Raw genomic sequence first — 14,891 nt, forward strand, 5'->3', positions numbered from 1 at the left:
TCATAAATCAGTTAGGTCAACAGAGCGGCTTCGGACCAAGGCATGGGTCGCAGAGAAAGCCCAGCTTTGGGGCTGAAATAATCGCTCCCAAACAAGTCGTACAGGTCTTGAATTCTTTGAAAACGCCACACAGGGAGCAGGCCGCAAAAATACCTCCATATGCGCGTGCCAACCGGTACCAACAATTCAAGTCTGGCACACATGGGCCGCATGGTAGGAGAGCGGCGGTTTGGACGCCGTCATTAACCGAGAAGGTGGATACAGCCCCAGAATCATCAGTTTCGTCCTCTATTTCATCAAGTAAGTCACGGTATTCTTCAGTCGTCAGTGAGGTCTCTTGAGTGTTCAATTCACCACTTTCTGCTGAAGTTGAAACAACATCTGCACGTGCAGTATCTTCTCCAGTGTCAATATAGGTGACCGTAGTATAGGTCGGTGGGGAGTCGTCTCGATCGTCCCACCCGAGGAAAGCGTCGGGGATTCGTTCCACATCCTCGTCGGTTTGAAGAGATACGCCCGTATCGAAAGGAAGATCGACGGTCCGATAATCGATATCTACATCCCCGACGCCCCGTATTCGAAAGGCAACGGCGTCCTCAGGTTGTTTGTTATAACTATGTTCAGAGGCGGCATCATTCAGGAGCTGCTGAACATCGCTGTTACCCAGCGCGTCGTCAACTGCTTCTCTACGACGTTTCCCGGCCAGTCGTTGAATGACAACCTCTCGTTCGCCGTTAGTGCTATCGCTTCCATCACCAAGATCCTTTTTATTGTCTGCAGTGGCAACTCCCGGCACGAGCGTTGTAGCGATTCCCAGAGATCCAATCTTTAGAACTGTCCGGCGGTCAACACCTGGGCGCGGATCGGGACTACTCCGTATATCCGACAATTTTTCCCACGTCTCGGTACAACCACCACCATCATCGACAGCGTCGTTCAGTTCGGCTTGGTACTGGTCTGGGTCGGAGTCTGGTTTTTCCATGGTAACACACCACTTGCCATTCTTTCGCGGTTTGTATTCATGTTAATTGATGAGTACCCCTCCCAGACTACTCCCACCCCCCTCACTTGCTGAGGGTCCCCCTCAAGCTGTACACATACCATTGACATAGTTCGTGTACAGCCAATTAACCTCCCCAGAACTGAATACGCTCACGCTACTAGAACCCGCTAATGAAACAACCCGATCCCGCCGATTTTGAAGCGCTCATCGCAGACCGGTCGGGTTTTCTCCGTGTCCTCACCGCGGCGCCACGCTCAAAACGCGACCTTACCGAATTGTTCGACTGTTCGCGCTCGACGATTGATCGAGTGTTACGCTCGCTCGCTGACGCATACCTCGTTGAGTACCAGGACGGTGAATGGCACGCAACCGCCGCCGGGGTGTGTGCATATCGCAAACACGACGAGTACGCCTCGTTCCTCACCGACCTCGCCGACGCAGCACCGATCCTCGCTGCGCTCCCCACCGAGACCCCCATCGGTGAAGCGTTTCTTCCGGGATCAACTGCGCATATTGCCGAGAGCAGTGTTCCCGATGCAGTCCTCGATGTAATGCTTTGCTCAGTCCGCGGAGCATCTGTCGTCCGAGGGCTAGTCCCGAAGGCGCCCGCAGGCTCAGCGACTGAGTTCTACGAGGCAGCAGTCACAGATGATTCTGCTACACTGGAGTTGGTGCTCGATGGAGACGTATTCGACCGATTATACGAACTGAATCCACAGGAGACGAAAGATGCGTTAGACAAACCGAGCGTTACGTTGTTTCGCGGGACGATTCCGTGGACGTTTGGGCTATGGATAGCGGATGAAACGGAGGTCGGTGTCGTCGTTTACACGGAACAAGGAATTCAGGGCTGTATGCTGAATGATACTAAGACTGCGGTTGAGTGGGCGACAGAACAGTATGATTCGGTTGAGCGAGATGCAGAGGAAATTTTCCTTCGTGGAGGTCCCAAAGGGATACGGTAACGGGAAATCCCGTAGTCACACTTAGTGTTCGCTGAAACGGATTACTAAGAAAAAAATCAATTTCCAATTTCTATTCGTTTTCTATATCTCTGTATAGAAGGCACGCATCAATTCCATCCTCCGAGATTGTGGGAAGTTGAGACTACACCGGATTTAGCGAGGCTGTGATGCGTGAATTTGGCCGATTCAGTCAAGGCAAATCACCTCATATCACTCCCTAAGCGGTCATTCCTGTCATACTTTCAATTGTATGGACGAATTTTCGTGACTTCCAACAGTGTAGCCACTCAGACGGCGAGCTAACCTAGACAGAGTGTCTCTCTACCCAATTCCAGTCTCCTTCTTTAGCAGCGTCAGCGTATTGTCGGCTGTTACGATCGGCGAGTGCTCGTACTCACCAGTCAACTCAACCTGCACGAGCAGATCGACAGCTCGCCAGATCGAGTACAGGAGACACGCGAATGCGAAGTAGAAGAACCGTAGCCCGAAATCCTTCGACGTTGTCGCAGCCATGAACCGTTTGATCGATTTGTAGCCGCTCTCGATCTCCCAGCGATAGCCGTACTCTGTGAGGTGCCCGCTCCCGCAATTCGACATGAACACCGAATACTGCCGGTGATCGTCGTGCTCGGAGTCCTCTTTCCGGCGGTAGGTCAGCGTCGTCTCGTGCCACTCATTTTTTCCGAGATGGAGCTTCCGGTCGGCCTCGTAGCGGTCTTGGCCGCGCTGGAGCAATCGCTTGGCCTGGGCTTTCTCGCTGGTCTGCATTCGTTTCGGCACGACGTATGAAAGCCCACGTTGGCTGAGCATCTCCAGGACGTGCTGGCTATCGAACTCTCGGTCCATCAGCACGTTGTCGACGTGAACCATCTCCTCGGCAGAATTCAAGAGGTCCTTGACGATTTCTAAGCGGGACTCACCCTTCTGAACTGGCCGCGCATCAAGGACGATCGGGACGGCGTTGCCGACTAACTGGACTGTCGCCCACTGATAGGCGTACTCGTCAGTTGTCTCCTTGGTGCCGATAATTTCGTCTTCGTGGCCCGTTCTATCGCCCGTGAACGGGTCAGCTTCGGTAATGTCGATCGCGACGATCCCCGCTCGAAAGAACTGCTCTGTCCCGGCAACTTCGTTCAGGAGCCGAGTGACGGCCTGCCGGTACATCGCTCGAACCTGTTCAATCGAGAGGTCGCGGATGTGCTCGCGATGGGCGTGGCCCAGCGGTGTCCGATCCCGAGTCGATTCGTAGATAAAACTGCGAGCCCCTTCGTTCGCAGCCAGCCGCTCGCGAAGTCCGAGATACGTCTGTAAGTCCCAGTAGGCGTTCTCGTGTATCTCACAGCCCTCGCCACGTTCCAGCGAAAACGCCGGGAAGACGACGCGGCTGACGTGTCCGGTGATCTTCTCTGCCTGCTCCAACGTAGTTTGATCATTCGGGTCTGACTCACCAGACTCGTTCCCGTGGTATCGGAGCTTTCGTGCCGGTTCACGCGGAGTCTCGACACCCGCATTCTGGGCTTTGATGAGAATCGTTCGAGCCGCTGTCTCGACAGTCTCTCGGAGGTCAGGGGTGAACCGCTCGTGCCAGCTTCGCCACAGTGTCGATTGGTACGGGATCGTCTCGACCCCCAGTTTATCGCGGAGTTCAGGGCGGTTCCTGAGGTAGCCAACGAGTGCGGTTTCGTGCTCCCACCCGTGGCATTCTTGCAGGACGAACACCCGGAAGAGAGTGGCCATCTGGTAGCGTGTCGACCCCGCATACTGATCATGGGCGCTAAATCGAAAGTAGGCTAGCGGGAGTGCACAGACGAACTCCTCGATAGAGTCGTGACTATCGTGATCGAACCACGTCTCTGAGACTGTCCGGATATCAGATTCCAGTCCAGCGAGCGACGTTCGATCGTACAGTAGTGTCGAATTGTACGCCGGCCACTCACTATATTGTCGTTGGGCGATCCGTCGAAACGTAGTCCGACAGGACTCACTGGTGTAGGGCATCAGTCTATAGAAAGTAGAACGAACTCAAAACGCGTGTTATATTTAATTAAACGGGGGTGGGGGGGTGGGGTGGGTGTGCCTCTGACGCTTCGCTGGATACCAGTTTGAGAGGTATCCGGTTCGATCATTATTGAGGAAGAATATAATTCTGAACCCAATAGATATACCTGATCAATATTGTCAACGTCTAAGTATTGGCCTTACTATCTATCTTCTAACAGCGAGAGAATCCCGGCGTTCACGCCGGGCGTGAATCGCGTAAGCCCGGTGCCACAGTCCACGCGGGTCTGTCGGGCCGGATATTCTACTTTCACTCCGGTTGGCACGCCATTATGTAGCCACTCCGCCACATGCTATGTATGGCGAATCTGGTCACGCGCACCTACGTTGCGTCCATTCGCAACCACCAGCAGGTGCGCGACGACCTCAATTCGCTTGGGTTCGCCGCCTCGAAACTCTGGAACGTCGCCCGGTGGACCTGCGACTGTATCTGGAGTGAAACCGGCACGATTCCAGACCACGGCACGCTCAAAGCGTACCTCAAGAGTCACGAACGCTACGCGGATTTGAACGCTCAATCCAGTCAGGCAATTCTCGAAGAATTGGCTGAAGCGTTCGACTCGTGGTACGCCCACCGTCAAAATGGCAACGGGGACGCGAACCCACCCGGCTACCGCAAGCAGGGCGACGAGCATCCCCGCTCGACGGTCACATTCAAAGAGGACGGTTTCAAACACGACCCCGACCACAACAGGATTCGACTCTCGAAAGGAGCGAATCTCAAAAAGTCGTGGTCGGACTTCGTTCTCTGCGAGTACGCCACCGGCCCGGATGTGGACGTACAGCACGTCCAGCAGGTCCGAGCGGTCTGGACCGGTAAGGAGTGGGAGCTGCACATCGTCTGTCGCGTCGACACTGGCGATCCGGACCCTCCCGGCGACCGGGTGGCAGGTATCGACCTCGGCATCTGCAACTTTGCCGCCGTCGCGGTCGGAGACGAGGCCCTGCTGTACCCCGGCGGCGCACTCAAAGAGGACGACTACTACTTCCAGAAGGAGCGAGCGACGTGCGACGACAGCGACTCCCACAAAGCGCAACGACTAGACCGGAAGCGCCGGGGGCGGCGTGACCACTTCTTGCACGCCGTCTCGAAGGATGTGGTAGCTGAGTGTGCGGCCCGCAACGTCGGGACGATTGCCGTGGGCGACCTCTCTGGTATCCGCGAGGACGCCGATTGGGGCGACCACGGCAATCTGGACCTGCACGGATGGGCGTTCGACCGCTTCCTCGAGATGCTGGAATACAAAGCCGCCGAGCGCGGCATCAGCGTCGAGCGCGTGGACGAGCGCGGCACGTCCAAATCGTGTGCATCCTGTGGGACGACCGACGACAGCCAGCGCGTCGAACGTGGGCTGTACGTCTGCGACGAGTGCGGGGTGGTCGCCAACGCCGACGTGAACGGAGCCGAGAACATCCGACAGAAGGTACTCCCGAATCTCGTCTGTGACGGGGGAGATAGGGATAACGGCTGGATGGCACAGCCAGCGGTGCGCCTGTTCGACAAATCCACGGGGCAAGTCGCCCCACAAGAGTGGGCGTCCCGCGAACCATAATATCCCAACGCTTGGGAAACCGCGCCGTTCACGGCGCGGAGGATGTCATGTATAGTGTAACTCGTAGATTGCTTCTGCTAATAGGTGTCAATACTCTACACAGTTTTAATCCGTGAATTGCCGCAAGGTTAATCCATCCTCCTATACCGTTTATAAAATGAGGGTTTGGAGCTTCATTGCAGAAATTAAAGCAGAGAAAGCAGCATAGCAAATGATATAATTAACACAATTGAAACATATAATAATAAACCGACAAACTCGATCAATCTCATATCCAAATGAGTACCATATTATGAAGCGACACAGCGCTCCATACGACCAAAACTGAAAGGTATGCTACATTGCTCCACAGATCGATATTATGTCTCGATTGTGCGACTCCGGGAAGCAGGTATTCACCAAGAAAGAATAATAACACTAGTGACACCGACGAGAGAAAGAATAGGCCGGGGATGATTCCGAGAGTCTCAACAATAAGTACGACAATCGGATTGGCTTCTCGCAGTCCGATGCTTAGCCCATAGTACGTGAGACTCGCATCTATAGCTCGTACGAAGACCAATCCGATGAGCAGCGGATATTTATTTTCTGCGAGTACTTCGGTACTGCTGCTGGTAGCACAATTAGTGGATGCCACGGCTCCTCGCACCATATCAGAACTGCTCTACAGGTTGGGATCCGATACGCTGGTCTCTGACCAGCATATCGATCTGATAATCTGTCTCGAGACGCTGGAGTGTCGTATCAGCTTCTTCCTCCAACTCTCGTATTCTCTGGAGGAGATCGCCGTATCGGTCGTCCTTTTCTAGCTCTGTTTTGTCGAGGTTCGCTTCTAACGTGGCTTTCCTCGCGGTGAGTGAGAGAAGCTCTGTGAGTGAATCTTCGTATGTTAGAATCAGCTCTGCAGCTTCCACAGCTCGAAGAAGCTTTGTCCGGTCGATTGGTTTGAGAAGATAGTCATCCACATCGATGGACGCTAGGTCTTCCGTTGGCTGAACAGCTGTTACCATGATCACCTGCTGGGCATCGCCGCCTTCACGAATTGATTGTAGCACCTCCGTGCCAGAGAGGCCCGGCATTCGACGATCTAAAAGGACAATATCAATCGGTTCCTCAGCGAAGATTTCCAGTGCATCTTCCCCGGATGGGCAACATGAACCTCGAACTGCTCCTGTAGCCAAATGCCAAACAAGTCAGCGAGATTCTCTTCGTCTTCGACGATCAGAACGGTACTGGAATGGGTCATCTATTCTCACTCACGCATCTCGTTCGACGATGACACGCACCGTTGATGCGTACATGACCGTCACAAGTGCGTCCTGAAAGAGAAACTCCACAGAGGGCATATGACTGGTCTCCTCGACTGTACGAGTTTTGAACAAGCCATCTAATTTGTCTGCATCAACAAATTCGAACACCGGAGGTGATCTACTGAGTTCCGGCCAGTCTTCGACAGCTTCCATAAGTGTCTCAATGACCGCATCCGAAACACGGACAGGTCTATCAAATTCACGCACTATTTGGGAATCTGTACTCCATCCCGTAGGTTCAGACTCTCGGTGCGGAGAGCTTTGGGCCATAAAGAATACATCTATTCTACAATCAAACGTCTTCTACCCTCTAATATCGGGTTGCCAAATTTAATGCCTATATGGAAAGGCCCACTATTTGGAGCCAGTTTTCCGAATGTCGATAAGCAGGACAGCCCGAGTACTGTAGAACGTGATACTGAGGCAGGTCACAGCTCGGTTGAATCCTGATAGAGAGTCGTCAGCAGATTAGACTCAGCAGCTCGAAGATGCTGGTTGAACGTTGACTGTGCGATATCGAGAGTCTTGGCAATCGACGTCGAATCTGCATCCCGCGGCCAATTAAAATATCCTGCGTAGAGCGCCGTCTGCAAGACTTCTTCTTGCCGGGCGGTAAGAGCTCCATCAAGACGTGCTGAGAGAGAGGTATTAGTTTCTCCCCGCTCACTATCCAGTTTGGATAACAGGGTGAGATCGCTGTAGTCTTCCCGGAGTGAACTCAGATATTCCCCGACGTCGACGGTGAATGGCACGGTTACTGAAACCACGATCTCGTTGGACTCCGAAGCGTTTGTGATTTGATTTATCGCAACTCCTTGATCGGTCAGTTTCTCGCAAAAGCTGCTGTTCCGCACCGGGACTTTACAGTAGATACCATTTCGAGAGTCGCTCAAAATGACCGTCTCTGGATCGAAACCAGCAGCTTCGAACGCCTCGGGGGTCACGTTTTCACCGGTCACTCGCGCGAACAGGAGGTGATCTGGACTCTCAGTCACTACATTCAACACTTCGAGATCCGTCTCCATATCCGAAACAAGAGTTGCAAGGCCAGTATCGTCCTCGAACTGAATTTCGAGAATTGTGCCCCCACCAGATAGAAGCGCCGCCTTTTGCCGGAGTGCTGATATCCCGTGACCTATTATTTGACCGAGCTCTGTGAGGGCTGTCACCTCTTCTTCAGCGAAGGCGTTTGGTAGTTTGGAGTGGACTTCTAATACGCCAAGGATCGAAGCCTCGCTCTGTAGTGGTACAGCCACAATCGAGTTGGTGCCATTTTTCAGTGCGTCTTGTTCCCACTCCGTTTCGGAGCTAGCGGTCATTAAGTCGCTCTCCACGACCGAACGTTCAATCCTGTATGCCCGTTCAGTAGGTGGCAATGTAGAGTTACTCCGCTGGGTATTGTCATCTGCTGGAGTGTCGTTCGCCCCCACTTTTTGATATTGGAGCGAATCCGTTTTGGCTCTGACCTCGATCGTATTCGTATTAATATCTTTTTTACCGATCCACGCCCCGCTAATCAGATCCAGATGAGCTAAAGCATTACAGACCTCTTGCTCCAGTTCTTCTCGTGTATTTGCACTGATAACCGTGGCACTTATCGACCGTATCAGTGTATTGATTCGATCCAGTCGTGTCAGCCGTTCGTTTTGCTCGTTTAACCGCTGGTCGCGTTGCCGAAGGGCCGCCTCTTGTGCTGTTCGTTCGAATGCGCTTGCTGCGTTCGCTGCTAACGTCTTTGCCAATTTGTTCTTTCTTGAGGAGATCTCTGGCGTCGTGGTCATCCCCACCAACAGAACCCCCTCTGATTCTAGTGAGTAGAGTCGCCACGACGAGAACTCCTCTGCCAACCACTGGCTCGACCGAGTATCTACTACGTCTTCGTCGTCAGGAGCCAACTGTTCCGTTCGAGTCACATAGGTCGTCCAGACTGGTGTGTCTCCTTCAGAGATAGTGGGAAGGTCAATTTCAGTAACATCTTCCGTGGATGCGTGTGCTAGTGGGACCAAGCGTCCCGTGTTCTCTTCTCGTGTATATATCGCGGCAAACTCGAATCCGAGTTCCCCGACTGCGGCAGTTGTCACGGTCTCGCCGATGCTACGTTCCGAGTCCGCTGTCATTAGATCGCGGGAAACCGCATGCAGATCCTCAAGCTGTTGTTCATACGCGTACCTCTCTGTAATATTGTGGTAGTGTTCAATCCGCCCGCCTGCATAAAGACCAGTTTGAATCGGTCCGCTCCAGTACTCCAACCACTGCTGCTCTTTCGAAGCCGTCTCAGGGATACGGACGATGGCTTCGACTTCGGAATTCATGTTCTCTAGAGAATGAGTTACGAGGTCAGACAGTGTTTGCTCACCTGAGGGATATTCCTGGTACGATTCAGAAGCAATTCGACTGTAGTCAGACCCTTGGATATCGTCTCTATCAACTCCAAGTAATTCTTCGGTAGTTTCGTTTGCCCACACCACTTGTCCATCACGGTCAATTACAATGACCCCTTCCTGTGATGTGTCTAATACGTCTTCAGTGAGGGACTGGTACTGCTGTTGTTCCCTGCGCTCTGCTGCTGTTCGTTGCAGGCGCTCGATAGCCACTCGAAAATCCCTATCTGGCAGGTTCTGGAGGTACCGTTCGACTTTATCCTCGAGTTCTGTGATTTGGTCTGTGAGTGCCTGGTATTTTGGGCTCGTTTCGAGGGTATCTGCCTCCATGACGGCTTCCAAGGTCGATTGGCGTTCTATCAGCGAGAACAGCTCTTGCAGATCCTCGTTGTACTCGGCACGAGTGAGCATCTGGGAGATAACGTCTTCGAGGTCGTCAGCTTCAACGGGCTTTTCGAGATACGCATCGAATCCCATTTTGACGATATCGAAGTCCGGTGTCACCGCAGAGACGATAACCACCTGGCAGTTCGACTCATATTGTCTGAGTCGCGTGAGAACCTCTCCGCCGGATAACCCGGGCATCATCCGATCCAGAAGAACGATATCGACAGTCGCATCGAACGCTTCCAAGGCTTCTTCGCCAGAGTACGCGGTTTCGACAACATAGCGGTCTGCGAGCCACTCTGCATACAGCTCAGCCAAACTCTGGTCATCCTCGACGACCAGGATTTTTGTATTTCCGTCTTGGGTCATAGTTTACGACACGATGCCCGGTTTTTCTGAGTCCTCTCGAGCCGGTTGGGTGGGGACTTCCAGTCTGATCTCACTCCCATCGCCCGAGGTTTCAACTGAAATCGATCCCCCGGCACGAGTCACCAGTGATCGCACCATCCACAATCCGAGTCCCTGCCCGTGACTCAGCGGCGTTTCTTCGCCAGTTTCGAGGAGATTTTTCTCCATTTCCGGGAGTCCAGGCCCAGTATCGGACACACAAACCTCTACCCACCGTTCATCGGATTGCGAGACACTGATCTGTACGGATGGATGCTCAGTATCGTTCGCTGTGATGGCGTTCTCAACGAGCTCAGAAATCGCCTTGTCAAGTTCACTCGGTATTTGTGATTCTAGATCGTGGTCGGCTGTGATAGTGATATTCGCATTAGCATATTCGTCTTCTTTTTTGGCTTGAATATCCTGAGCTATTTGCTGAGCACTCTGGTAGGAAGCGAGAGCGCTCTCGCTCGTGAGTATATTCTGGAGCTCTTGGGTCTTGTTTGCCATTTCTTCCCACTTGTCGAGAATGTCTCGGATCGTCGCAGCGCGCTGTTCACGAGTGTCTGTCTCTGTGTCCGACGCAAGCAGATCGACATACCCTCTCACTTTCGTCAGATCATTTCGGATATTGTGCCGCATAATCCGGTGTAAGACCTGGACGTGTTGCTGACGCTGTTCCTGAGCTGTAATATCTCGTGCCTCAAATACTAGGAAGCTAAGCTCCCCGTGCTGGCTTGAGATCGGCTTGATCGAGAAGTCGAAGCTGGCGAGTCCATCAACGCCTTCTGCTTCCACGTCGAACCGAACGAATGAACCCGAAGATGCTTGAGTAACTGCCTGTCTAATTTGAGTTTGCACTTCAGACGAATGCGCGAACAGAGGGCATTCCCAGAGCGGTGTGCCTCTGCTCTCCTCCACACGTATGCCGCCGAACTCCATGAAGGGGTCGTTTAGCTCAAGGATTTCACCACTCTGGGTCATCAGACCCGTCAATTGGAACGTTTGATTGAATACGGATTCGAATTTTTTCGTTTGTTCTCTTATATTACTGATGTCACGTATATATAACAGAAACCCACCAATTGCTTCATCGTCAAAGAGATTCCGTCCACGTGCCTCTACGGTAATCCACTCGTCATCCGCATCCATTGCTTGGAACTCTAGCTGAACGCTTGAATCGGAATCCTCCACGGCGGCGAAAAACGCTTCCATTACACGTTCCCGATCCTCTGGATGGATATAATCAAAGACACTCTCTTGATTTAGCTGAGTTGGATCATATCCAAGAACCCGTTCAGCAGAGCCACTAAGATAGGTGAAACACCCGTCGCGATCTAAGATAGACACGACGTCGACTGATTCCTCAACGAACCGCTCTGTTCTACGCCGCTGTTGACGCTGGTTAGTAAGATCTCTGATGACCATCCCGTATCCCAGGAACACTCCATCTTCAGTTTGAAGGGGAACGTATGAGACTTCTGCAGGGAACGACGATCCATCCTGACGGACTCGCTGTCCTTCGTGAGTACTTTCTCCTGCGAGTGATGCCTGTTTTAATAACCGATCAGCAATCCCACGTTTTTGATCCTGTTCAGGGTGTAACTCTGCTGCTGGCATACCAATTGCAGTTTCTTCGTCATATCCAAAGATGTCGGCTGCTCCATCGTTCCAGCTGTCGATCTGTCCATCGTCATCGAGAAGTACAAAGGCGTATTCTTCGAGACTTTCCGAGAGGATCTCGAATCGCTTCCGCTCCTGTTGAATCTGCCGAATCCGTCGTTTTTGATCCGTTATGTCCGTGGCAATCGCGACAAGTCTCTCTCCAGTTTCGTCATCGGGTATCAGAACAGCATCTGTGTGTATCCATCGCGTTTGTTCGTTGGCATCAATAACTCTGAAATCCGCAGACAAGTCGTTGATATCGCCGACTCGTTCTAGTGAATCACGAACACGGTCCCGATCTTCCGGCGCGACGATCTGTACGAACTCTTCATAGTTGTCCGGATCATGGCCAAGTAAATCGACAAGCGTGTCGTCGAATGATATCTGATCCGTCTCAAGACTCCACTCTGCAATACCAGTGTCCGTTCCAGAAAGAACCAATTCGAGTTTCCGGTTTTGTTCTGCCAGGCTCCGAGTCCGTTGCCTCCGACCTGTTACGTCCTGCTGTATGCCAATAAACTTCGAAAGCGTCCCATCTGCATCAGTGACTGGCGTGACAGACAATCGATTCCAGTATTCACTCCCGTCTTTTCGGTAGTTTTTCAATTCTACCGTTACCGGTTCACCGGCCGCAATCGCCTCTCGAAGCTTCGATATTTCGTCTGGGTCTGTCTCGGGTCCCTGGAGGAAACGTGGATTACGACCTAAGGCGTCGTCCTCCTGGTAGCCAGTAATGTCGGTGAATCCTTTATTTACGTACTCGATCGGGTTGTCTTCTCGCTGTGGGTCGGTGATCATGACCCCAACATTCGAGGAGTCAATCGCTTGCTCCTTGAGTTCGAGTTCGCGCTTCCGTTCTCGTTGTGCAGTCTGATCGCGCACAGTACAAACGAGGGGGCCCTCATCGATGATGGTCAGAGAGAGATCAGCCGGGAATGTGGTCCCGTCCGGTCGGGATCCGGTTACCTTACCCCGCCAGTGGCCCTCCGACTCAAGAACAGGGAAGGCTTCCGACTCAAGACGCTCTACCTCATCTTCGTCATAGAGCATCCGCCAAGAGTCCCCGAGGAGTTGGTCAGTACCATCGAATCCATACATATCCACGTGTGTGTCGTCGATGTAGGTGTATTCTCCATCCTCAAGAATAGCGAAGCCGTCTTTCGCATCCTCGACAGCCTGCTGGAACGTCTCTAACTCGCGACGTCGTCGCTCACGGGGAGTAATATCACGGCTAGAAATGACGAGCGATTCGACTCCAGATTCCCCTGTAACCGGACGGATTGTGCCCGTCATGAACCGACTGTCACCGTCCTGATCCGGATGTTCAGCCTGGAAACTAACATACTCGCCAGCAGCCGCTCGTTCGATCCAGTTTTTTAGATCTTCTTGTAGGTCCGAGGAATGCGACCACCAGTCTCCTTCCCAGAACGGTTCCCCCAAGATATCGGATTTGTCGTTCGAAACGTAGTTTAGCGCTGTTTCATTGACCTCAATCGTCTCACCATCAGTTTCTAATAACGCCACCAGCATTTCGGGGTCTTCGAACACCGACTCGAAACGCCGCTCATTCTCCCGAAGTTCCGCTTGACGCCGATATTTTTCAGACACGTCACGGACAACACAGACGATTCGATCGTCTTCCAAGCGTGTCAGCGATAGTTCGGTCGGGAATTCTCTCTTGCCTTCTGGAGATGCAGTTACAGTGCCTCTCCACTCTCCATCAGATCGGAGCGCTGAAAGCGCCTCATCCTCTATGCGCTCGATTTCAACGGCATCAGTATACAAATCACGCCAAGTCTGCCCCAGTAACTCATCTTGGTCCTCGAACCCGTACATTTCGGCATGCGTTTGATCAACGTACGTGTACTCCTCGTTCTCCAAAATAGCAATCCCATCACTCGCGTTCTCGATGGCCGACTTAAACGACTCTAGGCGACGCTGGCGTTCCCGCTGTTCCGTCACATCTCTCGCCACGGTATGCATATAGGCCGCCCCATCGCGCTTGATCCGACGGTTCGAGAACTCGACATCGATTTTACTGTCGTCGCTCCGAAGCAGTTTTGCGTCAGTGGTTGCTGGTTCGCCGGCTAAAATTTGGTCGTGGTAATCCTGATAGGCATGTAAGTCGACCTCTTCGTGAAGATCGGGAATACGCATCGAGAGGAGTTCCTCTCGCTCATAGCCAGTTAACTGGCAAGCAGCCTGATTCACTTGGACGAAATTCGCATCTGAATCACTAATGAAAATGGCATCGTTGGAGCCTTCAAACAACGTGTGTGTCCAATCACGCTCAGCCTGTAACTCCTCGAGGTGTCGGATTTGTGAAATTGCAGGTTCGAGATTCGAGGCGACGATTTTCGCCAGTTCTGCGTCTTTCTGAGTAAAGGCATTGAGTTCAGTAGCTCCGACACTCAAGACGCCGAAATCTGAAATTGGCACAATAATTTCGCTCCGAATCGGGGTGTCTGAATTATACGTGCCATCGGCCTCGTGGACATCGTCGAACACTTCCGGACGGTTCTGTCTGTACACACGTCCGGCGAGAGAGTCAGGTGGAAGGATAGGTGCATCGCCGATCACCTCTTGTGCCTCAGTTGATTCGGCGATTGGGCAGAGTTCGTTTTCCTGCTCATCGTACTCCCAGATCGCCGAAAGAGGCGCATCAAAATTGAGATCCAACATTCGGACAGCAACGACAGAGATGTCCTCGATAGAACCAGCTTGATTCAGTTCCGAAGACAATTCGAGAAGTCCCGCGGGGGTATGTTCCGTGTACGCGTCTCCATCGCTCATACATCCGATGTTGTTGTTCCGCTCTATTATGTTTTCGCTTAGAGAACCATTTCATATCGGCCCTAATAGAATTAGATCGATAAATATAGGGTACAGCTATTCAGCCTTGAGAATCAATCGTGGTAACAAGATGTCGACGGAAGCAGTTGAGGTACTCGGGCGGAAATACAGCGTAGATATACTGCGGGCGGCAAGGGAGCCGCGATCAGTTAGCTGGCTGAGTCAAGAGCTAGATATCCCGATTGCCACCTGTTATAGACGTGTGAAGGAACTCTCTGAGAATATGTATTTAGAAGAGGTCACTGCGGACGAGAGCAGGGACAGAACACAGTACTGTCGAACGGCGGATAGTATTGAACTCAACCTTGCATCTGACGTATTACTTAGCG

Annotated in this window: 9 protein-coding genes; 2 read left to right on the forward strand and 7 right to left on the reverse strand. The window is 52.4% G+C overall.

Translation table 11 applies throughout. The features are described 5' to 3' along the window. Nucleotides 1-16: 16 nt before the first annotated feature. The gene (locus CPZ01_RS15255) at nucleotides 17-982 is read right to left on the reverse strand and encodes a hypothetical protein (RefSeq protein ID WP_143076933.1); all 966 of its coding nucleotides are present in this window, start codon (nucleotides 980-982) and stop codon (nucleotides 17-19) included. A gap of 191 nt (nucleotides 983-1,173) precedes the next feature. Here CPZ01_RS15255 and CPZ01_RS14310 point away from each other — a divergent pair, with 191 nt between their 5' ends. Next, a complete protein-coding gene (locus tag CPZ01_RS14310; protein WP_096396407.1) occupies nucleotides 1,174-1,968 on the forward strand; it encodes a helix-turn-helix transcriptional regulator in 795 nt (264 codons plus the stop codon). Nucleotides 1,969-2,289: 321 nt separating this feature from the next. Here the strand turns inward: CPZ01_RS14310 and CPZ01_RS14315 are convergent, their stop codons facing one another. Further along, entirely contained in the window at nucleotides 2,290-3,966 is a 1,677-nt protein-coding gene (locus CPZ01_RS14315; RefSeq protein ID WP_096396408.1) for a transposase, read from the reverse strand. A gap of 359 nt (nucleotides 3,967-4,325) precedes the next feature. Between CPZ01_RS14315 and CPZ01_RS14320 the strand changes: the two genes are divergently transcribed. Next, complete coding sequence (locus CPZ01_RS14320; protein WP_096396409.1) at nucleotides 4,326-5,579, forward strand: RNA-guided endonuclease InsQ/TnpB family protein; 1,254 nt, start codon at nucleotides 4,326-4,328, stop codon at nucleotides 5,577-5,579. Nucleotides 5,580-5,847: 268 nt separating this feature from the next. Here the strand turns inward: CPZ01_RS14320 and CPZ01_RS15770 are convergent, their stop codons facing one another. The 5 genes from CPZ01_RS15770 to CPZ01_RS14335 all read right to left on the reverse strand — a co-directional run bounded on the left by CPZ01_RS15770 (nucleotide 5,848) and on the right by CPZ01_RS14335 (nucleotide 14,502). Next, nucleotides 5,848-6,231: a DUF5658 family protein gene (locus CPZ01_RS15770; protein ID WP_394338338.1), complete on the reverse strand. Its 384-nt coding sequence runs from the start codon at nucleotides 6,229-6,231 to the stop codon at nucleotides 5,848-5,850. Nucleotide 6,232: 1 nt separating this feature from the next. Beyond that, on the reverse strand, nucleotides 6,233-6,760 hold the full coding sequence (locus CPZ01_RS14325; RefSeq protein ID WP_096396410.1) for a response regulator: 528 nt from the start codon (nucleotides 6,758-6,760) through the stop codon (nucleotides 6,233-6,235). 75 nt (nucleotides 6,761-6,835) lie between these two features. Continuing rightward, on the reverse strand, nucleotides 6,836-7,159 hold the full coding sequence (locus tag CPZ01_RS15775) for a HalOD1 output domain-containing protein (protein ID WP_158601460.1): 324 nt from the start codon (nucleotides 7,157-7,159) through the stop codon (nucleotides 6,836-6,838). A gap of 158 nt (nucleotides 7,160-7,317) precedes the next feature. Next, complete coding sequence (locus CPZ01_RS14330; RefSeq protein ID WP_096396411.1) at nucleotides 7,318-10,026, reverse strand: response regulator; 2,709 nt, start codon at nucleotides 10,024-10,026, stop codon at nucleotides 7,318-7,320. A gap of 3 nt (nucleotides 10,027-10,029) precedes the next feature. Beyond that, on the reverse strand, nucleotides 10,030-14,502 hold the full coding sequence (locus CPZ01_RS14335) for a PAS domain S-box protein (RefSeq protein ID WP_096396412.1): 4,473 nt from the start codon (nucleotides 14,500-14,502) through the stop codon (nucleotides 10,030-10,032). Nucleotides 14,503-14,891 lie beyond the last annotated feature (389 nt).

It is taken from the genome of Halorubrum trapanicum (assembly GCF_002355655.1).
In the GTDB taxonomy this organism is placed as follows: Archaea; Halobacteriota; Halobacteria; order Halobacteriales; family Haloferacaceae; genus Halorubrum; species Halorubrum trapanicum_A.